This is a genomic window from Telluria sp. GW821-FHT07G12 (assembly GCF_059418525.1).
The window spans coordinates 159380-182911 of record NZ_JBWKQA010000002.1; the positions used below are offsets into that span (position 1 = coordinate 159380).

The 23532-nt window shown below is 67.5% G+C and carries 18 protein-coding genes; 12 read left to right on the forward strand and 6 right to left on the reverse strand.

Features of this window, described 5'->3' with window-relative positions:
• Nucleotides 1-4: 4 nt before the first annotated feature.
• Complete coding sequence (locus tag AC07PE_RS09015; RefSeq protein WP_498763349.1) at nt 5-2218, reverse strand: TonB-dependent receptor; 2214 nt, start codon at nt 2216-2218, stop codon at nt 5-7.
• 270 nt (nt 2219-2488) lie between these two features.
• Between AC07PE_RS09015 and AC07PE_RS09020 the strand changes: the two genes are divergently transcribed.
• A complete protein-coding gene (locus AC07PE_RS09020; RefSeq protein WP_498763351.1) occupies nt 2489-4303 on the forward strand; it encodes a glycosyltransferase family 2 protein in 1815 nt (604 codons plus the stop codon).
• Between the two features lie 16 nt (nt 4304-4319).
• On the opposite strand, the gene AC07PE_RS09025 is transcribed toward AC07PE_RS09020, so the two are convergent.
• Genes AC07PE_RS09025 through AC07PE_RS09035 form a run of 3 tightly spaced genes read right to left on the reverse strand, consistent with a single transcriptional unit; the run spans nt 4320 to nt 10366 of the window.
• A complete protein-coding gene (locus AC07PE_RS09025; protein WP_498763353.1) occupies nt 4320-5579 on the reverse strand; it encodes a metal-dependent hydrolase in 1260 nt (419 codons plus the stop codon).
• A gap of 35 nt (nt 5580-5614) precedes the next feature.
• The gene (locus AC07PE_RS09030) at nt 5615-6319 is read right to left on the reverse strand and encodes a 4'-phosphopantetheinyl transferase superfamily protein (RefSeq protein ID WP_498763355.1); all 705 of its coding nucleotides are present in this window, start codon (nt 6317-6319) and stop codon (nt 5615-5617) included.
• 21 nt (nt 6320-6340) lie between these two features.
• Entirely contained in the window at nt 6341-10366 is a 4026-nt protein-coding gene (locus AC07PE_RS09035; protein WP_498763358.1) for a Pls/PosA family non-ribosomal peptide synthetase, read from the reverse strand.
• Nucleotides 10367-10577: 211 nt separating this feature from the next.
• Between AC07PE_RS09035 and AC07PE_RS09040 the strand changes: the two genes are divergently transcribed.
• The gene (locus tag AC07PE_RS09040; protein ID WP_498763360.1) at nt 10578-12122 is read left to right on the forward strand and encodes a methyl-accepting chemotaxis protein; all 1545 of its coding nucleotides are present in this window, start codon (nt 10578-10580) and stop codon (nt 12120-12122) included.
• Here the strand turns inward: AC07PE_RS09040 and motA are convergent, their stop codons facing one another.
• On the reverse strand, nt 12123-12992 hold the full coding sequence (motA, locus tag AC07PE_RS09045) for a flagellar motor stator protein MotA (protein WP_498763362.1): 870 nt from the start codon (nt 12990-12992) through the stop codon (nt 12123-12125). It lies immediately after the preceding gene.
• 169 nt (nt 12993-13161) lie between these two features.
• Here motA and hemN point away from each other — a divergent pair, with 169 nt between their 5' ends.
• The 4 genes from hemN to ccoS are packed head-to-tail and all read left to right on the forward strand — an operon-like array spanning nt 13162 to nt 17918.
• Nucleotides 13162-14604: an oxygen-independent coproporphyrinogen III oxidase gene (hemN, locus tag AC07PE_RS09050; RefSeq protein WP_498763365.1), complete on the forward strand. Its 1443-nt coding sequence runs from the start codon at nt 13162-13164 to the stop codon at nt 14602-14604.
• Between the two features lies 1 nt (nt 14605).
• Nucleotides 14606-15370, forward strand: coding sequence for a sulfite exporter TauE/SafE family protein (locus AC07PE_RS09055; protein ID WP_498763367.1), 765 nt, complete (start codon nt 14606-14608; stop codon nt 15368-15370).
• Nucleotides 15367-17778: a heavy metal translocating P-type ATPase gene (locus AC07PE_RS09060; RefSeq protein WP_498763369.1), complete on the forward strand. Its 2412-nt coding sequence runs from the start codon at nt 15367-15369 to the stop codon at nt 17776-17778. The genes AC07PE_RS09055 and AC07PE_RS09060 overlap by 4 nt, the downstream gene beginning before the upstream one ends.
• On the forward strand, nt 17778-17918 hold the full coding sequence (gene ccoS / locus AC07PE_RS09065) for a cbb3-type cytochrome oxidase assembly protein CcoS (protein ID WP_498763371.1): 141 nt from the start codon (nt 17778-17780) through the stop codon (nt 17916-17918). Before AC07PE_RS09060 ends, ccoS begins: the two co-directional genes overlap by 1 nt.
• Before the next feature lie 6 nt (nt 17919-17924).
• Here ccoS and AC07PE_RS09070 read toward each other — a convergent pair whose 3' ends face one another.
• Entirely contained in the window at nt 17925-18323 is a 399-nt protein-coding gene (locus AC07PE_RS09070; protein ID WP_498763373.1) for a TraR/DksA family transcriptional regulator, read from the reverse strand.
• A gap of 141 nt (nt 18324-18464) precedes the next feature.
• On the opposite strand from AC07PE_RS09070, the gene ccoN reads away from it, so the two are divergent.
• Genes ccoN through AC07PE_RS09100 form a run of 6 tightly spaced genes read left to right on the forward strand, consistent with a single transcriptional unit; the run spans nt 18465 to nt 23529 of the window.
• Nucleotides 18465-19922, forward strand: coding sequence for a cytochrome-c oxidase, cbb3-type subunit I (gene ccoN, locus AC07PE_RS09075; RefSeq protein WP_498763375.1), 1458 nt, complete (start codon nt 18465-18467; stop codon nt 19920-19922).
• 20 nt (nt 19923-19942) lie between these two features.
• Nucleotides 19943-20572 carry a cytochrome-c oxidase, cbb3-type subunit II gene (gene ccoO, locus AC07PE_RS09080; RefSeq protein ID WP_498763377.1) on the forward strand — a complete coding sequence of 210 codons (630 nt, stop codon included), beginning with the start codon at nt 19943-19945 and terminating at the stop codon, nt 20570-20572.
• 1 nt (nt 20573) lies between these two features.
• Complete coding sequence (locus AC07PE_RS09085; protein ID WP_498763379.1) at nt 20574-20741, forward strand: cbb3-type cytochrome oxidase subunit 3; 168 nt, start codon at nt 20574-20576, stop codon at nt 20739-20741.
• Entirely contained in the window at nt 20734-21657 is a 924-nt protein-coding gene (gene ccoP, locus AC07PE_RS09090; RefSeq protein ID WP_498763382.1) for a cytochrome-c oxidase, cbb3-type subunit III, read from the forward strand. Before AC07PE_RS09085 ends, ccoP begins: the two co-directional genes overlap by 8 nt.
• Nucleotides 21654-23006 carry a cytochrome c oxidase accessory protein CcoG gene (gene ccoG, locus AC07PE_RS09095; RefSeq protein WP_498763384.1) on the forward strand — a complete coding sequence of 451 codons (1353 nt, stop codon included), beginning with the start codon at nt 21654-21656 and terminating at the stop codon, nt 23004-23006. Before ccoP ends, ccoG begins: the two co-directional genes overlap by 4 nt.
• 10 nt (nt 23007-23016) lie before the next feature.
• Nucleotides 23017-23529 (forward strand): FixH family protein, encoded by a 513-nt coding sequence (locus AC07PE_RS09100; protein WP_498763386.1) that lies wholly within the window; start codon nt 23017-23019, stop codon nt 23527-23529.
• Nucleotides 23530-23532 lie beyond the last annotated feature (3 nt).

Consider the following 23532-nt stretch of genomic DNA (forward strand, 5'->3'; position numbering starts at 1 on the left):
TTTCTTAGAAGCGGTAGTCGAAGCGCAGGTCGGCGGTGCGCGGCGCACTGGGCAGGGCCATGCCGAAACTGTTGACGGCGGTCGGCCGCACTTCATTCTCGAGGTTGCGCACGCGCGCTTGCAGGGACCATGGCGCGCCTGCCGGTTCCCACGCGAGGCGCAGGTCGGATTCTGTATGGCCGGGCACCCCGTACTTCAGGGCCTTGGTCGGCACCGTCAGCAGAGTGCGGCCGCTTGCGCGGGTGTGCACGCCGGCGACCAGCGCGCCGCCGGGGAGGGCGAAGCGGTGTTCCCAACCCAGCGACAGGGTGCGGGTGGGCGTGCGGTCCAGCTTCACGCCGGCCCAGGAATGCAGACCGTCCGGCGAATACTTCACGTAGTGGGCGTCGGTCAGGGTCAGCGCGTAATCGATGCGGTCGAGCGGGGTGGCGCGCAGCTGGCCTTCGGCTTCGAGGCCGTTGACGACCGCCTGGCCGGCATTGCTGGTCACGTAGACCGGCGAACCGCCATGGAAGGCCACCGCCGACAGCTGCAGGTTGCGGTAGTCGTAATGGAAGGCCGCCAGGTTCAGGCTGGCGCGGTTCTGCCAGAAACGCGTCTTGAGCCCCGCTTCATACGAGGTCACGGTCTCCGGTGCGTACACCAGGTCGGCCGCCGGCACCTGGCTCAGGGCATTGCAGCGCACGCCCAGCTGCTCTTCGCCGGCCACGCAGCCGTCGTTGAAACCGCCCGCCTTGAAGCCCGTGGCGACCACGCCATACAGCAGCGTGGCGGGCGCCAGGTCGTAGTCGGCGCCCAGGCGCCAGGTGGTCTTGTGGGTCGAGAGTTCGCCGTGGACCAGCGCGCGCAGGTCGGTGGCGGCATTGAAGCTGCGGGCCTGCTGGTAGCTGGTGGTGCCGACGCGCGACTTGCCGTCCTGGTTGACGCGGGCGCCAGCGGTCAGGCGCAGGGCGTCCGTGAGGGCGTAAGTCGCCTGGCCGAACACGGCGCGGCTGCGCGACACCGATGGAATGATGTCCCACACGTAGTAGGGCGTCAGGCCGATCGGCTCCATGTCGCGGTAGACGTAATGGTTGTTCGCGTCTTCGCGGAACCAGTACAGGCCTCCCTGGGCGCTCAGGCGCCCGCCCGCCCTGGTGGCGAAGCGCAGCTCGTGGGAGTCCTGGTTGTAGTCGCCGCTGAAATCGTGTCGCAGGCCGATCGCCAGGGTCGGCACCACGCGGTAGTAATAGTTGTACAGGTAGGTCGAGGAGAAATCGCGGTGCGACGCCAGCCAGGTCGCGGTGAACGGCCCCAGGTCCCAGTTCAGTTCCGCCGACAGCGCCGACATGGTCTTGTGCGTGTGGCCCTGTTCGTTGCGCATGTTGGGCGCAATGAAGGCATTGGTCAGGCGCTGCGGGGCGGGAGCGTCGATCCAGACCGGCGTGCCTTGCGCGGCGCCGCGGTAGAAGTTCGTGTCCGGCAGGCTGTCGTCGTTGCTGGCGTCGTTCTGCTGGCGCTCGTAGCGCAGCAGCAGCGAACTGTCGCCGCCCAGCACGGCGCCGAGCTCCGCTTTCGCCGACAGGCGCGCGGCCCAGTCGTCGCGCTCCAGGCCGAGATGGTAGGGCGTGCCCTGGGCATTGCGCAGGAAGGAGTCGCGCTGGTTCGATGCGAGCGCGGCGCGCAGCGCAAGCGCTGGGCCGACCGGCACATTGACCGTGGCGCCGAGCTTGCGGCTGTTGTAGGCGCCGGCTTCGGCATGGGCTTCGCCCTCGAAGCGCGGCACCGGGGCCTTGCTGATCACGTGGACCACGCCCGCCGTCGTATTGCGGCCATACAGCGTGCCTTGCGGGCCGCGCAGGACTTCGACGCGGTCGACGTCGAAGAAGGATACCGTCTGGCTCTGCGGGCGCGCGACGTAGACGCCGTCGACCATGAAGGCAGCGGATGGATCGCCTTTTTCCGTGTTGTCGGCGTTCGACACGCCGCGGATCGTGATGCGCAGGCCGTCGTTGCCGTATTCCAGATAGGTGTTCGGGAGACGGCTGCCGATCGCCATCGGATCGTCGAGGCCGAGTTTATCGAGCTGTTCGCCGGTGAGCACGCTCATCGTCACCGGGGTTTTCGATTCCGGCGCCGCGGTGCGCTGGGCCGTCACGATCACTTCCTGGAGGGACTGCGCCTGGGCGCCTTGCCAGGCGATGCCGGCCAATGCAGCGGCCAGCAGGGTAAGGTTCATGCGAACCTGCTGCTTCTTCATAACATCCCTATAACTACTTGATTTTGTGATTAATCTTTTTTGTAATGCATCTGCCTGCGTTGTCTTGCAGGCATGCTTGTTGCATATATGCTAGTTGCGAGTCTAGCAGTTAGTGCTTGTGCGCAATAGTGCTGTGTAACCACAGTTTGTGTTATTTGTGACTGGCGCGCACAAATGAGACAGCGCAAACGGCAGCGTTGCCCGGCCTCTAAGCTGGCATGCATTACGGGTGAACGACGAGGTGACAACATGCCGGCAGCACCCCGCGTCAGCGTCCTGATGCCCAGCTTCGAGCAGGCGCATTTCCTGCCGCGCGCCCTCGCCAGCCTGCAGGCCCAGACCCTGTCCGAGTGGCAGGCGATCATCGTCGACGACGGCTCGCAGGACGCGACCTGGCGCGCCGCCGCGCCCTTCCTCGACGATGCCCGCATCCGCTATCTGCGCCTGCCGCACAACGAGGGCCTGGGGCGGGCGCTCAATGTGGCCCTCGACCACGCCGAGGCCGGACTGGTGGCCTACCTGCCCAGCGACGACGTGCTCTATCCGCGCCACCTCGAGACCCTGGCGGCCGCGCTGACGGACGCCCTCGAGGCGGTGCTGGCCTATTCCGGCATGCGCCACCACTACAACCGCAGCGCGCCCGGCGCGATCCCCGGAACATGGCTCCAGCTGGTGCAATGCATGCACAGGCGCGTGGACATGCGCTGGATCGAGCGCGCCGAGCTCGAATCCGACGACCTCGAACGCCTTTTCTGGTCGCGCCTGCGCATGCTGGGTGCGTTCGTCGGTACCGGCGAGCTCAGTTGCGAATGGGTCGATCATCCCGCCCAGCGCCACAAGGCCATGCAGGAACCGCTCGGCGGCATCAACCTGTTCCGCCAGCGCTACCGCGTGCGCACGCCTTTGCGCTACCACGCCAGCACCGGCAACGCGATCGACGAGGCGCGCCTGTACCGGCAATTCCGCGAGCGTCCGCCGACGCCGGCCGCGCCGGACGGCCTGCGCATCCTGCTGGTGGGCGAACTGGCCTACAACGCCGAGCGCGTGCTGGCGTTGGAAGAGCAGGGCCACGCGCTATACGGGCTGTGGATGCGCGAACCTAGCTGGTTCAATACGGTCGGCCCGCTGCCTTTCGGCCACGTGCAGGACCTGCCACGCGAAGACTGGCCGGCCGCCGGCCGCGAACTGCAGCCCGACCTCATCTACGCCCAGCTCAACTGGCAGACCGTGCCTTTCGCCCACGAGGTCATGTGCGCCACGCCGGGGATTCCCTTCGTCTGGCATTTCAAGGAAGGGCCTTTCATCTGCCTGGAAAAAGGAACGTGGGGCCAGCTGCTGGAGCTGTACCGCCATGCCGACGGCCAGATCTACAGCAGCCCCGAGATGCGCGACTGGTTCGACACCGTCTGTCCCGGCCTGAGCGGCTCGGCGCCGCAACTGGTGCTGGATGGCGACCTGCCCAAGCGCGACTGGTTCGAGGCCAGGCGCTCGCCGCTGCTGTCAAGCGTGGACGGCGAAGTGCACACGGTGGTGCCGGGACGTCCGATCGGCCTGCATCCGCACACCGTGGACGAACTGGCGCGGCAGGGCGTGCATCTGCATTTCTACGGCGATTTCACCCAGGGGCTGTGGCGCGACTGGATCGCCAAGGCGGGTGCGCTGGCGCCGCGCCGTTTGCACCTGCATGCGAACGTGGCCCAGGACCGCTGGGTCGAGGAATTCTCGCGCTATGACGCCGGCTGGCTGCACTGCTTTGCCAGCCGCAACGGCGGCGAGCTGCGGCGCGCGGACTGGGACGACCTGAACTATCCGGCGCGGATCGCAACCCTGGCCATGGCCGGGCTGCCGATGATCCAGCGCGACAACGCCGGCGCCATCGTGGCGGCGCAGAGCCTGGCGCGGCGGCTGGATACCGGTCTTTTTTTCGACAGTATCGACGACCTGGCGGCCCAGCTGCGCGAGACAGGCCGGATGGAGCGCCTGCGCGCCAGCGTGTGGCGCCAGCGCGGGCATTCGCCTTCGACACCCACGTGCCGGCGCTGCTCGCGTTCTTCCGGCAGGTGATGCGGGAGGCCGGCGCTCAGCGTCCCTGCAGCAGGTCGGCGCGTGGATAGCCCCAGCCCGGTATCGGCCGCGGGCAGGGCTGTGCACTGGCGCCGCCATAGTTCATGGTCGAGAAGTTGCGGCTCCCCGGCTCGCCCCAGCGCACATCGGTCGCCACGCCTTCCGCCAGCGAGGGTGCGCGGGCGAAGCGCATCCAGGCGTTCACCCGGCAATCACGCGCCGCCAGCTCGCGCAGCGTCGCCAGCGGCTGGCGGTCCTCCGCCTGCCAGGCGATCTGCGGCGGGGCATCTTCGAGCGCCGGACCGGCGATGCGCGCCGGGCAGTGCGACACCGGCGTCAGGCCGGGCGCGACGCTCAGCATGCCGCGCCGCAGGTGGACCGTGCCGCTGTTGTCCGCGCCGGTCCTGGCCACCGTCACGAAGGACCAGCACAGCGGATTCGCGGGGTAGGCCGAGAGCGCCGTGTCCAGCAGGCGTTCTCCGGCATCGATGCGTTTCACTTCGGCCGCGACGATGGCGCGCGCCTGCTGCAGAGTGAATGCCTGGACGCCGACCCAGGCCAGGCAGACCGCGAGGCCGGCGGCCAGCGCCATGCGTCCGCGTTCGGACCTGCTCTCGCCGTGGTGTTCGTCGCTGCGCCGCTGTATCCAGGCCAGTAGCAGGCCCAGCACCAGCAGGCCCAGCAGCGATCCCCATTGCAGGAAGCCGAGCAGGGTGGCCGCCAATGGCACCAGGGCGATCACGGCCAGCCATAGCAGGCGCAGCGGCCGGCTGCGCACCAGGGCCGCCAGCGGCACACCGAAGGCGATCCAGAACACCGGCTCGACGATGAAGACCAGGTCGCCGTAATACCAGTTCGGGTCGAAAGGCCAGAAGGGGTGGACGCCGTAGACGTTCAGGCTGTCCATGCTTATGTGCAGCGCCAGCCCGGCGAAGGAAGCCAGCGCTGCGCCCCAGCGCGCCGCTGCGCTGGCTTGCTGCAGGCGCCGTGCGGCCGGCCACAGCAGCCAGACCAGGGCCAGCAGCAGGGTGGCCTCGAGAAGGGCGGCGATCAGCGTATGCGTGTGGCCGCGGTGGTGCAGCAGGTAGCCCAGCGGCGCATCGAGCAGGGGCGTGAGGACCAGGTCGAGGTCGGGGAAATTGCTGGCCAGGCAGCCGATCACGAGCAGCATGCGCGAGCGGGTGCGGCGCTTGTCGGGATCCGCTTCGGCGGGCAGGCTGCGGTCGATCAGGGCGCCGATGCCGAGGCCGACGACGGAGTGGGTAAGATTATCCATTCTGCAATCTTACCCGGATTGCAAGCTGGATGGTGTCAGGCTGAGCCGGGCGGCAAGGCGAGGATGCCGGCATAGCCTTCGGGCAGCTCCAGCGGCAGGCAGCGGCAGGCGGCCAGTTCGGCGTCGCCTTCCTCGCTCCATTCGATGAGTTCGCGGCCCAGGTATTTCAGGCGCGCCTCGCGTTCGCTCCAGGCGCGGGCGAAGGTCTCCGCGAGTTCGGCGGCGGGCAGGGCAGCCAGCGCCGCTGTTACCGCCGGACCGAGGTAATCGCGCGCCACCGGCTCCCAGTCCGGAATGTCCATCACAAGGGTGACGTCGATGCCGACCGCGCCCTGCAGGGAGATCGCGGCCAGCGACAGCGCGCCGTCGTGGCTGATGGCGATCCAGGCGCGGTGCTGGCCCGTAGGCGTGTCGAGCAGGGCGTAGGGCACCTGGCCTTCCGGCGTGTGCAGGGCGATGCGCTGCGGCGGCAGGCCGCTCAGCGCCGCCAGTTCGTCCACGATGGCGGCGCGGATCGCAAGGCGCGCGGCTTCGCGGCCTGGCTGCCCCTGGATGCCGATGACGACGGCGCCTTCGAGCTCGCAAGAATTTGCAACTAACCGACAGGAGCCGGCAGGACCACCGAAACCCCCGCCGCCAGGGGCCGACGGGGACGTGGGGGACGGCGGCGACGAGGGTGAAGCATCGCCCACCGCCCGCCACTGAACCGGCACCGCATCGAGGCTGGAAGATCCCGTCATCGCTGTCTCCTCCAGATCGGATCAATCCCGCTGCGGCGCAGCCGGCAAGCCATTCCACGCGGTCGCCGCCGGAATATGCTCGCCCTTCATCACCAGGGTCAGCGGCCCGATGCGCGCATTGTCGCCCACCTTGGCGCTGTACAGCACCGCGCTGCGCGGGCCCACGTACACCTTGCTGCCGATGTCGACGCGGTCGATCTTCATCACGCGGTCTTCGAACAAATGGGTCTGCGGGCAGGACAGGGAATTCAGTTCGCTGTGGTCGCCGATGTGCACGCAGTCGAATTCCGTAATGTCGGTGGTGTCCATGTAGACGCCCTTGCCGATGCGGCAGCCGAGCAGGTTGAAGGCCAGCGGCAGCCAGGGCGTGCCGCGCAGGTAGCGCATGAAGTTGGGCACGGCGATGCCCTCGTACATATTGGTCACGCCCTCGGACAGCCAGACGAAGGGCGTCCACATCGGTTCCGCGCGCTTCTTGTAGCGGCCCAGCAGCAGCCACTTGAAGGCCAGCACGAACAGGTAGTTGCCGATGCCGTAGGCGAGGCCGACCAGGGCCATGTCCCAGATCACTTCGCCCCAGCGTCCCTGGCCGGCCAGCGGCATCAGGTCAAGCACCACCGTGTAGCCGACCGCGATCACCACCGCGTGCGGGGCCACGATGCGGAAGGCCTCCACCAGCGCGCGTCCCAGGCGGCGCGCCATCGAGGGCCGGTAGGTCAGATGCTCCGGATAGCCGCTGACCTGCTCGCGCGCCGGCAGGTGGATGGGCGGGGAGCCGAGCCAGGTGTCGCCGCCCGTCATGCGCTCGTTGGCCGGGGCATGCGTGTGCACGCCCACCAGCACGCCTTCCGGCAGCACGGTGCCGTCCGGGATGTAGCTGCCGTTGCCGACGAAGGAGCGGTTCGACACCACGGTCGGTTCCATCGTCATCCAGCCGCCGTCGATCTGCTCGTCGCCCAGCATCACGGCGTCGGCGATGAAGGTCTCGTCGCCCAGGGTCAGCATGTCGGGCACCACGCCCAGCGCGGTCGAGATCTCGGCGTCGCGGCCCACCTTGGCGCCCAGCAGGCGGTACCAGAAGGGCGCATACACGGTCGCGTAGATGCCGTGCAGGACTTGCAGGCTGGACTCCTGGATGTGCGAGACCAGCCACTTCTTGCAATAGGTGTTCGAGTGCACCGCCGAGCGGCCCGGCTGCAGGCGCGGCAGGAAGCCCCAGCGGATCGCCGCCGACACCAGCATGGTCAGCGCGATCAGTACCGCGCTGGCCGGCAGCGCGAGCACGAAGTAGCGCGCCAGCTGGCCCTGGATGGTGCTGGCCTGCAGCCAGGCCAGGGTGCCGCGCTCGTCGAACCAGTCGATCAGCACGAAGCTGGGGAAGACCGGCATGAAGAACAGGGTCGCCACCAGCAGGATGCCGAACACGAAGAACAGGCCTTCGCCTGCCAGGCGCGCGCGGCTCGCGACCGGCCGCGGCGGCAGCGTGGACGGATCGAAGGCGCCGGCATCGCGCGCGGGCGACCCCGACCACACGCGGCCAGCCGGCACTTCCGCGCCATCGCCGAGCGCCGACTGGCCCTCGAGGTGGCCGCGGCGTCCCATGCGCGTGTTCCCTTCGAGGATGGCGTAGGACGAGACGCAGGCGTCGTCTTCGAGTGCAATGGGCCCCAGCAGCAGGCGCCCGCGTTCGACGCGCGCGTTCTCGAAGTTGACGCCGTTGCCGATGCTGACGTTGTTCCCGAGTGTGAACAGGTCCGGAGCGCGCAAGGTCATCGAGCCAATGACGACGTCCTTGCCGACCTTCGCCCCCAGCAGGCGCAGCCACCAGCCGTACAGCGAGGAGCCGGCCAGCAGATAAGTCGGCGCCGCCTCGACCAGGCGGTCGGACAGCCACCAGCGGTAATAGGTCATGCCCCACAGCGGATAGCTGCCGGGCTTCAGCCTGCCGGCCACCAGCCACTTGCCAGCGGCCGCGAACACGAATTCCATGACGGTGGCGAGCAGGAACACGCCGATCGAGGCGGCGATCGCGCGCGGGATCGAATCGCCCGGGTCGCCGGTCATGAAGTGATAGGTGAAGAAGGGCGCCAGCCACTGCGCCATGCGCAGGGTCACCAGCACCGGCACCGCGGCCAGCTGGCCTATCCCGCAGGCCCAGCGCCGCGCGCTCGGGGCCGGTGTCCAGTCCTGCTCGACGTGGGCGGTGCCGGCGGCCTGGTCGAGGCTGGAGGCGATCGCGCCGATCTGGCGATTCTGGTAGATGTCGCGCACCGTCATGTGGGCGAAGGCCGGGTCCTTGCGCAGGGCCGTGGCCAGGCGCGCGGCAAAGAAGGAGTGGCCGCCGAGGTCACTGAAGAAATCGAGCTCGCGCCGGATCGGCTGGCCCGGGAACAGCTGGGCGAGGGCGGCGAACAGGGCTTCCTCGGCCGGGGTCTCGGGGGTGTCCGATTCGGCGGCGTCGCTGGGCAGCGGCGCGCTCAGGGCCATCGCCTTCAAGGCCTTGCGGTCGATCTTGCCGGAGGTCAGGCGCGGCATCACGTTCAGCACTTCGAAGCGGCTCGGCACCATGTAGGGCGGCAGCCTTTCGGCCAGGGCTTTGCGCAGGGTGGCCGCGGCCAGCTGCTCGCCGGTGGCGCCCAGCGCCGGCACCAGGTAGGCCACCAGGCGGTCGATGCCGTCGTCCTTCCGCAGCAGGACGGCGGTGGTGCCGATACCATCCTGCTGGGCCAGCACGGCCTCGATCTCGCCCAGCTCGACGCGGAAGCCGCGGATCTTGACCTGGTCGTCGGTGCGGCCCAGGCAGACCACCTGGCCGTCCGGCTCGATGCGCGCGAGGTCGCCGGTGCGGTACAGGCGCAAGTCGTCGGGGCCGGCGCTCCACGGATTCGGCTGGAATTTTTCGGCGGTGAGGTCGGGGCGGCCCAGGTAGCCGCTGGACAGGCCGGGGCCGATGATGCACAGCTCGCCGGTATCGCCGCGCGGCAGGAGCTGCAGGCCCTTTTCCGTATCCGTGGAGATCACCAGCAGGCCGTAGTTCGGCAGCGGATGGCCGATCGTGATCAGCTTGCCCGGTTCAAGGCGCGCCAGGCTGGCCGACACCGTGGCCTCGGTCGGCCCATAGGTGTTGAACATCTGGCGGCCCGGTTTCGAGAAGCGCTCGACCACGGTCTCCGGGCACATCTCGCCGCCCAGGTTGATGATGCGCAGGCTGGGCACGTCCTCGGCGAACAGGGCCAGCAGGGTCGGCACCGCATGCAGGACCGTCACACCGTTCTCGTGCAGGAGGCGCGGCAGGGCTTCCGGATCGCCGGCCGTCTCTTTCGGGCCGAGCCAGAGCGTGGCGCCGACCAGGTAAGAGATCCAGATCTCTTCGAAGGACATGTCGAAGGCGACCGAGAAGCCCTGGTAGACGGTATCGGAGGCAGCCACGCCCAGCACCTCGTTCTCGCTGCGCAGGAAGTGGCAGATGCTGCGCTGGTCGATCAGGATGCCTTTCGGCTTGCCGGTCGAGCCGGAGGTGTAGATGACGTAGGCGGGCGCGCTGCCGGACACGGGACCGCGGCGCTTGAGCGCATAGCCGGCGGGGGCGGGCGCCAGCAGGCTCTCGGCCGTGTGGATCGGGCGGTCGACGCCGGCCAGGCGTTCGCCCATGCGCTCGCTGCTCACCAGGGCCGGCGAACCGGCGTCCTCCATGCAGACCAGCAGGCGCTCGACGGGCGTGTCCTCGTCCACCGGCAACCAGGCGGCGCCGGCCTTGGCGATTGCGGCCTGCATGACGAGCAGCTCGATCCCGCGCGGCATCCACAGGCCGACGATATCGCCGGGCAGGATGCCGGCCTCGATCAGGCGCGAGCAGGCCAGGCTGGCCAGTTCGTCGAGTTCGCGGTAGCTGAGCCGGCGCTCGCCGGCGACCAGCGCAGTCTGCTCGGGTGTTCGAAGAGCGCTGGCTTCCAGCAGGTCGGCCAGGATTTCGTCGCGCAGCAGCTCGGGCTGGTGCGGACCGTAGAGGACATCGGGATGCCGTGTCAGGTGGGAAATATCGTTCATCGACGGCAGATGAGGGCAAACAAAGGGGCAAACAAGAGCGGGCACATGGGCGCAGCGTACAACATTTTGCGCAAGTTCCGCAGCGCGCTTTGCTTTTTTAGCCGGGACGAGCCATTCGCCTACGTTTTTGATCTAGATCAAGGATCTTTCTTGCCTCAGGTCGATACAATTCGCCCAGCAAATGTTGCTGTATGGAAATTAAGGAATTGTCGTGCGCACTAACCTGCCGGTCACCGGCATCGAATACCTCCTCCAGGACGGCCAGTCCATCGTCTCCAAAACCGACACCAAGGGCCGCATCACCTACGTCAACCCGACCTTCGTCGAGGTCAGCGGCTTCGCACGCGGCGAGCTGATCGGCAAGGCCCACAACATCGTGCGCCATCCGGACATGCCGCCGGAAGCCTTCGCCGACCTGTGGCAGACCCTGCAGGCCGGCCTGCCCTGGACCGGCATGGTCAAGAACCGCCGCAAGAACGGCGACTTCTACTGGGTGGTCGCGAACGTCGTGCCGATCAGGGAAAACGGCGCGACGGTGGGCTACATGTCAGTCCGCACCCGTCCCGAACGCGAACAGGTGAAGGCAGCCGAGGAGCTGTACCGCCGCTTCCGGACCGGCGAAGCGAAGGGCATGGCGATCCGCCGCGGCGCCGTCGCCCGCACCGGCTGGCGGGCGCGCGTGGCGAGCCTGCGCAAGCTGCCGCTGGGCCGGCGGCTCGGCCTGATGCTGGGCACGCAGTCGGCGCTGCTGGTCGCGCTGGCGGCAGCCGTCGACGGCACACTGTGGCGCGTGCTTGCCGGAGCGGGCGCCCTGTTCACGCTGCTGGCCTGGAGCGAACTGCAGCGCGCCATCGTGCGCCCGCTGCAGCAGGCCAAAGATGCCGTCCATGCCTTGGCCGGCGGCGACCTCTCGCACATGCCGCCGCTTGGGCGCGACGACGAAGTCGGCCACCTGCTGCTGGCGCTGCGCCAGCTGAACGTCAACCTGACCGCCATCGTCGGCGACGTGCGCGCCAACGTCGCCGCGATCGAGACGACCACGCGCGGCATCGCGGCCGGAAACCAGGACCTGGCGCAGCGCACCGAATCGCAGGCGGCGAGCCTGGAGCAGACCGCGGCCAGCCTGGCCCAGGTGGCCGCGGCGGCCGGCAGCAACACCGAGAGCGCGGTGCGCGCCGACGGCCTGGTGGGCGCCGCCTCCAGCGTGGCCGACCGCGGCGGCGCGGCGGTGCAGCAGGTGGGCGCGACGATGGACCAGATCAGCGGCTCGGCCACGCGCATCGTCGACATCATCGGCCTGATCGACGGCATCGCCTTCCAGACCAATATCCTGGCCTTGAATGCGGCCGTCGAAGCGGCGCGCGCCGGCGAACAGGGCAGGGGCTTCGCGGTCGTCGCCGGCGAGGTGCGCTCGCTGGCCCAGCGCTCCGCCGGCGCGGCCAAGGAGATCAAGTTGCTGATCGAAGATTCGGTGGCGAAGGTCGGGCAGGGCAACGAGTACGTCGGCGCCGCCGGCCAGACCATGCGCGAAGTGGTGGCCTCCGTGCAGGACGCGGCGCGCATCATGCACGGCATCACCCTGGCTTCACGCGAACAGCACGAAGGGATCGCTCAGGCGGATGCGGCGATGCGCGCGCTGGACGGGATCACGCGCGAGAATGCGGCGCTGGTGGAGGAAGCCGCCGCGGCCTCGAGTAATGTGGCCGAACAGGCCCGGCACCTGTCGCAGGCGCTGTCGGCGTTCAAGGGAGTCTGATCAGGTACCGACCGGTTTTTTCACCGGACGCAGATGATCTTCCAGTTCCTTGAAACTCGGTCGCCGGCTTGTCGACACCAGTTTCCTGCCGAATTCGACGGCCAGGCTCGGTGCGTATCCATTCATGCTCGCAATGATGGAAACCTTGATGCACTGATACACCCTGGTCGACTCCTGGAGCTTTCGGGCGAGCAGGTTTGCCAGGGGCGTGACGACACCATAGGCCAGCAAAATCCCCAGGAAGGTGCCGACAAGTGCCGCCGCGATCAGGTTGCCGAGTTGGGCCGGCGGCATGCCCACCGATCCCATCGTGTGAACCACACCCATGACCGCCGCCACGATGCCGAAAGCCGGGAGCCCGTCCGCCACTTTGTGCAAGGCCTGGATGGCGAGTTCGCCATCCTGATGATGAACGTCGATTTCGTTGTCCATCAGGTTTTCGATCTGGAAGGGATCCATATTCCCCGAGACCATCAACCTGAAATAGTCGGTAATGAACTCGACCAGATGATGGTCCTTCGAAACGATGGGATAGCTGGTAAACAAAGGGCTGTCGTGCGGGTTGTCGATGTCGGATTCGATGGACATCAGCCCCTCTTTCCTGACTTTCGAAAATATGTCGAAAAGGAGCGAGAGCAATGCAAGATAGAGCGCCCGGTTCTGCTTTGCCGATTGAAATATCGTGGGGAGCGCCTTCAGGGTGGCGCTTCTCGATTCGCTGTCATTGGAGATGACGAATGCGCCCAGGGCGCCACCAAGGATCATCAGAAGCTCGTAGGGCTGAAACAGTGGGCCCAGATGTCCGCCCTCCAACGCGAAGCCGCCGAAAATAGCGCCCAGGACTAGTACGATACCGATGATGACAGCCACTTTCACTCCAAGTTATAGAATTGTCACCATCCTAGCAGGATGCGCCACGGAAAGATACGAGTGGGAGGCCTGGCGAAATTTTGATGCACGTCAAGGATTTTGCTGATCTAGATCAATAGACTGCTTGCATAAAGTGACCCCGCCCATCGGTGGTCCGCAAGGAGTTTTCATGACGCAGTTACAAGACCTGCCGGCCACAATCCTGGCCTTCCAGCCCACGGCGCAATCTTCCGTCGACTTCGACGCCGGCCTGATCTCCCGCCTCAGCAAATCCGGCCCGCGCTACACCTCGTATCCGACCGCCGACCGCTTCAGCGACAGTTTCGGCTACCGCGACTACCTGCATGCGGTGGCCGATCGCCGCACCCGCGGCAATGCACGCCCGCTGTCGCTCTACCTGCACATCCCGTTTTGCGACACGGTCTGCTATTACTGCGCCTGCAACAAGATCGTCACCAAGAAGCGCGAAAAGGCCGCCACTTACCTGGCCTACCTGAAGCGCGAAGTGGCGATGCAGGGCGCGCTGTTCGCCGGCATGAACGACATCGAGCAGCTGCACTTCGGCGGTGGCACCCCGACCTATCTCAGTGGCGCGCAGATGGGCGAGCTGATGGAGCACCTGCGCCGCTGCTTCCGCTTCGCCCCTGACGCGGTCGGTGAATATTCGATCGAAGTCGACCCGCGCACCGTGTCAGCAGAGCGCGTGCACGGCCTGCGCGCGCAGGGCTTCAACCGCATCAGCCTGGGCGTGCAGGACTTCGACGCCGACGTGCAGCAGGCAGTCAACCGCATCCAGCCGGAAGCAGAGACGCGCGCCATCATCGCCGCCGCGCGCGACGCCCGCTTCCGCTCGGTCAGCATCGACCTGATCTACGGCCTGCCCAGGCAGACCCCGGCCACCATGGCCGCGACCCTCGAGAAGGTGGTGGCGGCCGATCCGGACCGCATCGCCGTCTACCACTACGCGCATCTGCCGCATCTGTTCAAGCCGCAGCGGCGCATCATCGACGAGGACATGCCGGACAGCGATGCCAAGCTGCGCATGCTCCAGTTCTGCATCGAGCGCCTGACGGCGGCCGGCTACGTCTATATCGGCATGGACCATTTCGCCAAGCCGGACGACGACCTCGCCATTGCCCAGCGCCAGGGCCGACTGCACCGCAACTTCCAGGGCTACTCGACCCATGCGGACACGGACCTGGTCTCCTGCGGCGTGTCCGCCATCGGCGCGGTGGGCGCGACCTACAGCCAGAACCTCAAGACCCTGGACGCTTATTACGATGCGCTCGACCGCAACGAGCTGCCGGTGGCGCGCGGCGCCCGCCTGAACATGGACGACGTCCTGCGCCGCAGCGTCATCCAGAAGCTGATGTGCCAGTTCGAGCTGTCGATTTCCACCATCGAGCAGGCCTTCCCGGTCGTGTTCCGCCAGTACTTCGCCGCCGAGCTGGCGCAGCTGGCGGCGATGGAAGACGACGGCCTGGTGAGCGTGAACGGCGACTGGATCAGCGTGAGCGCAAAAGGCCGCCTGCTGATCCGCAATGTGTGCATGGTGTTCGACCGTTACCTGGCTGCGCGCAGCGCCGAACCGCGCTATTCGAAGACCGTCTGAGATGGGCATCGCGTTGTTTCCGCTGTTCTTGGTCGGCCTGCTGGGCAGCGTGCATTGCGCCGGCATGTGCGGCGGGATCGTGGGGGCGCTGTCGATGGCGCCGGCTGGCCGGCCGGCGCCGGTCCCGCTGCGGAGCCTGACTCCGGCGCGGCCCGCGCTGGTGAACGTGCTGGCCTATAACCTGGGCCGCATCGGCAGCTACATGCTGGCCGGCGCCCTGGCCGGCGGCATCGGCCAGGGCGCGGGTGCGCTGGCCCGGCTGCCGGCCCTGCAGGCGGGCGGCTACTGGATGGCCAACCTGATGCTGGCCATGCTCGGCCTGTATCTGATGGATGCCTGGCGCGGCCTGGCGCGCCTGGAGCAGGGCGGCCAGATCCTGTGGCGCCGTGTGCAGCCGCTGCTGCGCCATGTGCGCCCGGCGCCGGGCGCAGGTTTCGGCCCGGTCCGGATGCTCGCCGCCGGCGCGCTGTGGGGCTGGCTGCCCTGCGGGATGGTCTACAGCGTGCTGGTGACGGCCATGCTGTCCGGCTCCGCGGTGGGCGGCGCGCTCGCGATGCTGGCATTTGGCCTCGGCACGCTGCCGATGCTGCTCGGCCTTGGCCTGCTGGGCGCGCGCCTGCGCGCGGGCCTGCGCCGGCGCGGCGTGCGCCTCGCCTGCGGCGCGCTGGTGCTGGGCTTCGGCCTGCTCGGACTGGCACGCGCGGCCGGCGGGCTGCCGCACAGCTGGCTCGAAACCATTTGCCTGACAGCGGGAGCGGCGTCATGAACGCGGTCAGCGAGTTCGCGGCCTGCTTTCACTGCGGCCAGCCGGCCGTCGACGGCGCGCGCTGGCGGGTCAGCATCAAAGGCGAGGCGCGCAGCATGTGCTGCCCCGGCTGCGCGGCGGCGGCCCGGGCCATCGCGGACGCCGGCCTGGACGATTACTACGACAGGCGCAGCGGCTACGCGGCCTCGGCCGCCGGGGACGATGCGCCCGAGCTGAAGCTCTACGACGAACTTGGCCTGGATGGCGACGCCGTGTTCACGGTCGAGGGTCTGCGCTGCGCGGCCTGCGTCTGGCTGATCGAGCGCCGCGTGTCCGCACTGCCGGGCGTGCTCTCCGCCGTGCTGAACGTGGCCACCGAGCGCCTGCACGTGCGCTGGGATGCCGCCGTGTGCCGTCCCAGCGACACCCTGCAGGCCCTGCGCGCGATCGGCTATACCGCCTATCCCTACGACGCCGGCCGCCATGGCGCCCAGCTGGAGCGCGCCCGCAAGACCCTGCTGCGGCGCCTGTTCGTGGCCGGGCTGTCCATGATGCAGGTGATGATGTACGCCTTCCCGGTCTACATGGCGACCGATGGCACGATGGACGCCGACATGAAGGCCCTGCTGGGCTGGGCGTCCTTCCTGCTGACGCTCCCCGCGGTCACTTACTGCGCCTGGCCATTCCTGCGCGGCGCCTGGCTGGACCTGCGCCGCGGCCTGCCCGGCATGGACGTGCCGGTGGCGCTGGCCATCCTGGCCGCCTTCGCCGGCAGCGCCGTCTCGCTGCTGCGGGGGCAGGGCGAAGTCTGGTTCGATTCGATCACCATGTTCGTGTTCCTGCTGCTGGGCAGCCGCTGGCTCGAGCTGGACGCCCGCCGCAAGGCTGCGCGCGCGCTGGAGGGCATGCAGCATGCCGCGCCGGCCACCGCCTTGCTGCTGGCCGGCTGGCCGGCGTCGTGCGAAGCGGCGACGATCGCGGCCGATCGGCTGCGTCCCGGCGACGTGATCCTGGTCCCGCCGGGGCAGACCGTCCCGGCGGACGGAATCATTCTCGAAGGCGCTACCTGCGTCGACCTGGCCCTGCTGACCGGCGAGAGCCGCACCCGCGCCATCGGCCCCGGCGACCAGCTGCCCGGCGGCGCCGTGAACGTTACGCAGGCGGTGACGCTGCGGGTAGCCAGCAGCGCCGCCGACAGTACGCTCGCCATGCTGGTCCGCCTGAGCGAACGCGCCGGCCAGGACAAGCCGCAACTGGCGCAGTGGGCCGATCGCGTCGGCGCCTGGTTCGTGCTCGCGCTGCTGGCCCTGACGGCGGCCGTGTTCGCGTTCTGGCACGCGGTCGATCCGGCGCGCGCCTGGCCGGCGGCGATTGCGGTGCTGGTGGTGTCCTGTCCCTGCGCGCTGTCGCTGGCGACGCCGACCGCGCTGGCCGCCGCGCTGGAACGCCTGTTGCGGCACGGCGTGCTGGCCGTGAAACCGCATGTGCTGGAGACGCTGGAGCGCGCCACCCACGTGGTGTTCGACAAGACCGGCACCTTGACCCTCGGCCGGCCAGCGCTGCGCGAGACCGTGGCGCTGGGCGCGGCGGACGGCGCCGCTTGCCTGCGCATTGCGGCGGCGCTGGAAGCGGGCAGTGCACACCCCTTGGCGGCCGCCTTGCGCGATGCCATGGCCGCTCCCGGCGCCACTGCGTTGACGGCGCGCGGCATCGAGAACATGGTCGGACAGGGCATGGAGGGCGAAGTAAGCGGCCGGCGCTATCGCCTCGGCAGCGCCGCTTTCGTGGCCGAACTGGCCGGTAGCGAAGCCCCGCCGGGTGCATCGTCTGGCGCCACCGCCGTCTGGCTGGGAAGCAGCGAAGGCTGGCTCGCGCGCTTCGAGCTGGCCGACGCGCTGCGACCTGAAGCGCCGGCCCTGGTGCGCGCGCTGCAGGCGCGAGGCAAGACCGTGCTGCTGCTGTCCGGCGATGACGATGACGCGGTGCAGGCAGTGGCTGCGCAACTCGGCATCCGCGGCGCGCGCGGCCGCCAGCTCCCGCAGGACAAGCTGGACGCGGTGCGCGCCCTGCAGGCCGGCGGCGCCGTGGTGGCGATGGTCGGCGACGGCATCAACGATGCCGCGGTGCTGAGCGGCGCCGACGTCTCCTTCGCCATGGGCCAGGGCGCCCAGCTGGCGCAGCTGCATGCGGATTGCGTGCTGCTGGATGCCGGCGATGCGGGCCTGGCGCCCTTCGGCGAAGCGCTGCGCACGGCGAGCGCCTGCGTGCGCATCATCCGCCAGAACCTGGGCTGGGCGATGCTGTACAACCTGGTGGCGATTCCGGCGGCGGCCGGCGGCTTGCTGAACCCGTGGCTGTCCGCGATCGGCATGACGGGCAGCTCGGCGCTGGTGGTCCTGAATGCCTTGCGGCTGAGGAGGGGAGGCTGATGGAAGCCTTGTACTTGCTGATTCCGCTGAGCCTCGTCCTGGTGGCGTTTGCGGTGTGGGTGTTCTTCGGCGCCGCGGAGAGCGGGCAGTTCGAGGATCTGGACGGCCCGGCGCTGCGGATTTTGAATGATGACGATTAGAGAAAACTACATCGTCGGCCCACGCCCCGTACCCTGTTCCTTCTCGATCTGTTCCTGGCAAGCGATACAGGTCTGCACGGCCGGCGTCGCGACCAGGCGTGCTTCCGGGATGTCCTGGCCGCAGGACACGCAGATCCCGTAAGCGCCCGCTTCCAGGCGGCCGAGCGCGGCATCGATATCGGCCAGCATCCTGGTCTCGTGCTCGGCCAGGTGTTCTTCGTTATGGCTCAGCATTTCGCCGGCCGGGGCATCGTCGTTCGAGCCCATGTGGGCCATCGGCGAGATCGCCGGGCGGTCGTCGGTATCGCCGTCGGTACGGGCGCGTATGGTGGCCAGCATGTCCTCGCGATCCTTGCGAAGTCGCTTGAGGATGTCGTCATGTAATTGGGCGGAAATGGGCGGCATGGGAGTCCTATCGAGGCTTAAGTGTTCTTTCTCGTCCCTTACTACAACCCGTTCTGAACATTTTGATTCACATCAAGGATTTTTCAAGTTCAGAAACTTACGCTTCCGATGTCGTCCTTTATTCTTATCAGGGAGTGCATCTTGGACAGCAGTCTAAACTACAACTACAAAATCGTGCGCCAGTTTGCGATCGCCACCGTGGTCTGGGGCGTGATCGGCATGCTGGCCGGCGTGTGGATCGCGGCCCAGCTGGCGTGGCCGGCGCTGAACTTCGACATCCCGTGGCTGACTTATGGCCGCCTGCGTCCGCTGCACACGAACGCCGTCATCTTCGCCTTCGGCATCTGCGGGCTGTTCGCCACCTCCTACTACGTTGTGCAGCGTACCTGCCAGGTCCGGCTGTTCTCCGACAAGCTGGCCGCCTTCACCTTCTGGGGCTGGCAGGCGGTGCTGGTATCGGCGGCGATCACGCTGCCGATGGGTTTCACGCGCGGCAAGGAATACGCCGAGCTGGAATGGCCGATCGCGATCCTGATCGCCATCGTGTGGGTGGCCTATGCCGTGGTCTTCTTCGGCACCATCGTCAAGCGCCGCGTGCAGCACATCTACGTGGCCAACTGGTTCTTCGGCGGCTACATCGTCGCGGTAGCGGTGCTGCACATCGTGAACGGCATGTCGATGCCGGCTTCTTTCATGAAGTCCTACTCGATGTACGCCGGCGTGCAGGACGCGATGATCCAGTGGTGGTACGGCCATAACGCGGTCGGCTTCATCCTCACCGCCGGCTACCTCGGCATGGTGTATTACTTCATCCCCAAGCAGGCCGAGCGCCCTGTGTATTCCTACCGCCTGTCGATCGTGCACTTCTGGGCCCTGATCTTCACCTACATGTGGGCCGGTCCGCACCACCTGCATTACACCGCGCTGCCCGACTGGACCCAGTCGCTGGGCATGGTGTTCTCGCTGATCCTGCTGGCGCCATCCTGGGGCGGCATGATCAACGGGATGATGACGCTGTCGGGCGCCTGGCACAAGCTGCGCTCGGACCCCATCCTCAAGTTCATGATCGTCTCGCTGTCCTTCTACGGCATGGCCACCTTCGAGGGCCCGATGATGTCGATCAAGACCATCAACTCGCTGTCGCACTACACCGACTGGGGCATCGCCCACGTCCATGGCGGTGCACTGGGATGGGTCGGTTTCATCACCATGGGTTCGCTCTACTACCTGATCCCGCGCCTGGCGAACAAGCAGCAGATGGCGAGCGTGGCCCTGATCGAGGCCCACTTCTGGCTCGGCACCATCGGCATCGTGCTGTACATCGCGGCAATGTGGATCGCCGGCGTGATGCAGGGCCTGATGTGGCGCGCGGTGAACCCGGACGGCACCCTGACCTATACCTTCGTCGAGGGCGTCAAGGCGACCTATCCCTACTACGTGATCCGCTTCGGCGGCGGCCTGATGTACCTGAGCGGCATGTGCCTGATGGCTTACAACACCTGGCTGACCATGCGCGGCACCTCGTCGGTGGATGCGCGCATCCCCTCGCTTCAGCCGCACAAGCCGGCTGCCACGCCGGCAATTCCCGGACACGCTTAACCAACGCAGGATAAAACATCATGAAACTTGGCGTTAGAAAATTCAGCCATGAGTGGATCGAGAAGAACCCCTGGCTGCTGATCGGCCTGGTGCTGGTCGTGATCTCCTTTGGCGGCCTGGTCGAGATCGTGCCGCTGTTCTTCCAGAAGTCGACCACCGAGCCGGTCGCCGGCCTGAAACCCTATTCGGCCCTGCGCCTGGCCGGCCGCGACATCTACATCCGCGAAGGCTGCTACAACTGCCACTCGCAGATGATCCGGCCCTTCCGCGCCGAGACCGAGCGCTATGGCCATTACTCGGTGGCCGGCGAATTCGTCTACGACCATCCTTTCCAGTGGGGCTCGAAGCGCACCGGCCCGGACCTGGCGCGCGTCGGCGGCCGCTACTCGGACGAGTGGCACCGCACCCACCTCGACAACCCGCGCGACGTGGTCCCGGAATCGAACATGCCGGGCTACCCATGGCTGGCCGCCACCCGCCTCGACCCGCAGTCCATCGTGCCGAAGATGCGCGCGATGCAGCGCCTTAACGTGCCCTACTCGGAGAAGGAAGTGCAGGACGGGCCGGCCGAGCTGGAAGGGAAGAGCGAGCAGGATGCACTGATCGCCTACCTGCAGGGCCTGGGCACGCAGATCAAGACGAGGAACTGAGATGGAACTCCACACCCTTTTTGAGAACGCAAGCCGCGTCATGACCGTGATCAGCTTTGCCACCTTCACCGGCATCCTGGTCTGGACTTATGTGCGCAAGGAGCGCGACTACGCCCAGGCGGCGGCACTGCCCTTCGCCGACGAGCAGGAGGCGGAAGATTATGTCTGACTTCACGAGCGGTTTCTGGAACTGGTACGTCGCCCTGATCACGCTGCTGTCGATTGCCGGCTGCGGCATCCTGCTGTGGTCCCAGTCGCGATACAAGGTCAAGATCGGCCAGGACGGGCAGCCCGAGAAGACCACGGGCCACGTCTGGGACGAGGACCTGACTGAACTGAATACGCCGATGCCGCGCTGGTGGATGGTGCTGTTCTACCTGACCATCGTGTTCGCGATCGGCTACCTGGTGCTGTATCCGGGCCTCGGCGCCTATGCGGGCAAGCTGGGATGGAAGTCGAGCGGCGCCTACCAGCTCGAGGTGAAACAGGCGAATGCCGACTATGGGCCGCTGTTCGACAAATACCTGCAGCAGGACATCAAGGTGGTCGCGCGCGACCCGCAGGCGCATGCGATCGGCGAGCGCCTGTTCCTGAACTACTGCGCGCAGTGCCACGGCTCCGATGCCCGCGGCAACAAGGGCTATCCGAACCTGACCGACAAGGACTGGCTGTACGGCGGCGAGCCCTCCATCATCAAGGAAACCATCATGAAGGGCCGCAACGGCCAGATGCCGCCCATGGGCGCGGCCCTTGGTTCCGATACCGACGTCGAAAACGTGGCGCATTACGTGCGCAGCCTGTCCGGCCTGACCGCGGATCCGCTGAAGGTCGCTTTCGGCAAGCCGAAGTTCGGCGCCTGCGCGGCCTGCCACGGCGCCGACGCGCACGGCAATCCGGCGCTGGGCGCGCCCAACCTGACCGATAAAGTCTGGCTGTATGGCGGCAGCGCGGAAACCGTGATGGAAACCATCCGCAAGGGCCGCAACAACACCATGCCGGCCTGGGGCGAATTCCTGGGCGAGGGCAAGTCGCACGTACTGGCCGCCTATGTCTGGAGCCTGTCGAACGAGGGCGAATCGAAATGAACGCGCCGGTGGTCAAGGAGGCGGTCGTCAAGATGTACGCCGCGCGCGAAGAGATTCACCCGCGCGAGGTGAAGGGCCGCTACGCCACGCTGCGCTGGGCCTGCGTCTGGCTGACCCAGGCCCTGTTCTACGGGCTGCCCTGGCTGGAGCTGCACGGTCGCCAGGCCGTCCTGTTCGATCTCGGCGCCCGCAAGTTCCACCTGTTCGGCCTGGTGCTGTGGCCGCAGGACTTCATCTACCTGGCCGGCCTGCTGATCATCTGCGCCTATGGCCTGTTCCTGGTGACCACGGTGGCCGGGCGCGTCTGGTGCGGCTATGCCTGCCCGCAGACGGTCTACACCGAGATCTTCCTGTGGATCGAGCGCCGCATCGAAGGCAACCGCAGCGCGCGCATCCGCCTCGACCGCCAGCCGTGGACGCTCGACAAGCTGGGCAAGCGCACCGCCAAGCACCTGGCCTGGGGCGTGGTGGCGCTGTGGACCGGTTTTACCTTCGTCGGCTACTTCACGCCGGTGCGCCAGCTGGCCCACGAGGCGCTGAGCTTCTCGCTGGGGCCATGGGAAGCGTTCTGGGTGCTGTTCTACGGCTTCGCCACCTACGGCAACGCCGGCTGGATGCGCGAGCAGGTGTGCAAGTACATGTGCCCCTACGCCCGCTTCCAGAGCGCGATGTTCGACCACGACACCCTGATCGTCAGCTACGACACGGCCCGTGGAGAAAGCGACTGCATCGACTGCAGCATGTGCGTGCAGGTCTGCCCGACCGGCATCGACATCCGCAAGGGCCTGCAGTACGAATGCATCGGCTGCGCCGCCTGCATCGACGCCTGCGACAGCGTGATGGACAAGGTGGCAAGGCCTCATGGCCTGATCCGCTACGCCACCGAGAATGCGCTCGCAGGCGGCTGGTCGTCTGCACAGATCAAACGCAGGCTGCTGCGCCCGCGCGTGCTCGGCTACGGACTCGTGTTTTTCGCCATCGCCGCCGCCTTTTCAAGCGCGCTGGCCTTGCGCACGCCCTTGAAGGTCGACGTCATCCGCGACCGAGGCGCCATGGGGCGCGAAGTCGAGGACGTGATGATCGAGAACGTGTACCGCCTGCAGGTGATGAACACCGCCGAGCAGGAGCATTTGTACCGCATCGAGGTCGACGGCATCCTGAGCGCCGGCATCGCCGACGAGGACGTGGTCGAACTGGCCGGCGCCTCCACGCGCGCGGTGCCGGTGCGCGTGCGCATCGCCGCGGGCAAGGCCGGCGGCGGCTCGCATCCGATCCGCTTCACCGTCAGCGCGCTGGACGATCCGTCGCTGCGCGTGACGGAAAAAGCGGTCTTCATCGTACCGAAGTAAAGGAAACGCCATGCACATCACTCCTACGCAAAGCTCGCCCTGGTACACGCACCGCTGGCCCTGGTTCCTCATGATCGGCCCGGCCGCGGTGCTGGTGGGGGGCTCGGTCGCCACCTGGCTGGCGCTCGGCCACCCGGACGCCATGGTGGTCGACGACTACTACAAGCAGGGCAAGGCAATCAACCAGGACCTGCGCCGCGACCGCGCCGCCAGCGCCATGGGACTGGCCTTGCAGCTGCGCTATGAGGGCGGCCGCCTGAGCGGCCGGATCGCGGGCTTCGGCCGGCCGCTGGCGGCGCCGTTCACGATCAGGCTCGCGCATCCGACCTTGCCGCAGCGCGACCTGAGCCTGCTGGTCAGGCCGGATGGGCAGGGCGCTTTTTCGGTATCGCTGCCGGTGCTCGAGCAGACTCACTGGCAGGTGGTCGTCGAGGGGGACCGGCGCGACTGGCGCCTGGCCAGGAGCTGGGACTGGCCGCGGCAAACGGCGTTGAAAATCGTGGCGGATACCCTCTCGGAATAAGCT

Bases quoted from the DNA above. Each gene is read 5' to 3' on its own strand.
- AC07PE_RS09015 (WP_498763349.1), bottom strand. From the start codon at position 2,218: ATGAACCTTACCCTGCTGGCCGCTGCATTGGCCGGCATCGCCTGGCAA.
- AC07PE_RS09020 (WP_498763351.1), top strand. From the start codon at position 2,489: ATGCCGGCAGCACCCCGCGTCAGCGTCCTGATGCCCAGCTTCGAGCAG.
- AC07PE_RS09025 (WP_498763353.1), bottom strand. From the start codon at position 5,579: ATGGATAATCTTACCCACTCCGTCGTCGGCCTCGGCATCGGCGCCCTG.
- AC07PE_RS09030 (WP_498763355.1), bottom strand. From the start codon at position 6,319: ATGACGGGATCTTCCAGCCTCGATGCGGTGCCGGTTCAGTGGCGGGCG.
- AC07PE_RS09035 (WP_498763358.1), bottom strand. From the start codon at position 10,366: ATGAACGATATTTCCCACCTGACACGGCATCCCGATGTCCTCTACGGT.
- hemN (WP_498763365.1), top strand. From the start codon at position 13,162: ATGACGCAGTTACAAGACCTGCCGGCCACAATCCTGGCCTTCCAGCCC.
- AC07PE_RS09055 (WP_498763367.1), top strand. From the start codon at position 14,606: ATGGGCATCGCGTTGTTTCCGCTGTTCTTGGTCGGCCTGCTGGGCAGC.
- AC07PE_RS09060 (WP_498763369.1), top strand. From the start codon at position 15,367: ATGAACGCGGTCAGCGAGTTCGCGGCCTGCTTTCACTGCGGCCAGCCG.
- ccoS (WP_498763371.1), top strand. From the start codon at position 17,778: ATGGAAGCCTTGTACTTGCTGATTCCGCTGAGCCTCGTCCTGGTGGCG.
- AC07PE_RS09070 (WP_498763373.1), bottom strand. From the start codon at position 18,323: ATGCCGCCCATTTCCGCCCAATTACATGACGACATCCTCAAGCGACTT.
- ccoO (WP_498763377.1), top strand. From the start codon at position 19,943: ATGAAACTTGGCGTTAGAAAATTCAGCCATGAGTGGATCGAGAAGAAC.
- AC07PE_RS09085 (WP_498763379.1), top strand. From the start codon at position 20,574: ATGGAACTCCACACCCTTTTTGAGAACGCAAGCCGCGTCATGACCGTG.
- ccoP (WP_498763382.1), top strand. From the start codon at position 20,734: ATGTCTGACTTCACGAGCGGTTTCTGGAACTGGTACGTCGCCCTGATC.
- ccoG (WP_498763384.1), top strand. From the start codon at position 21,654: ATGAACGCGCCGGTGGTCAAGGAGGCGGTCGTCAAGATGTACGCCGCG.
- AC07PE_RS09100 (WP_498763386.1), top strand. From the start codon at position 23,017: ATGCACATCACTCCTACGCAAAGCTCGCCCTGGTACACGCACCGCTGG.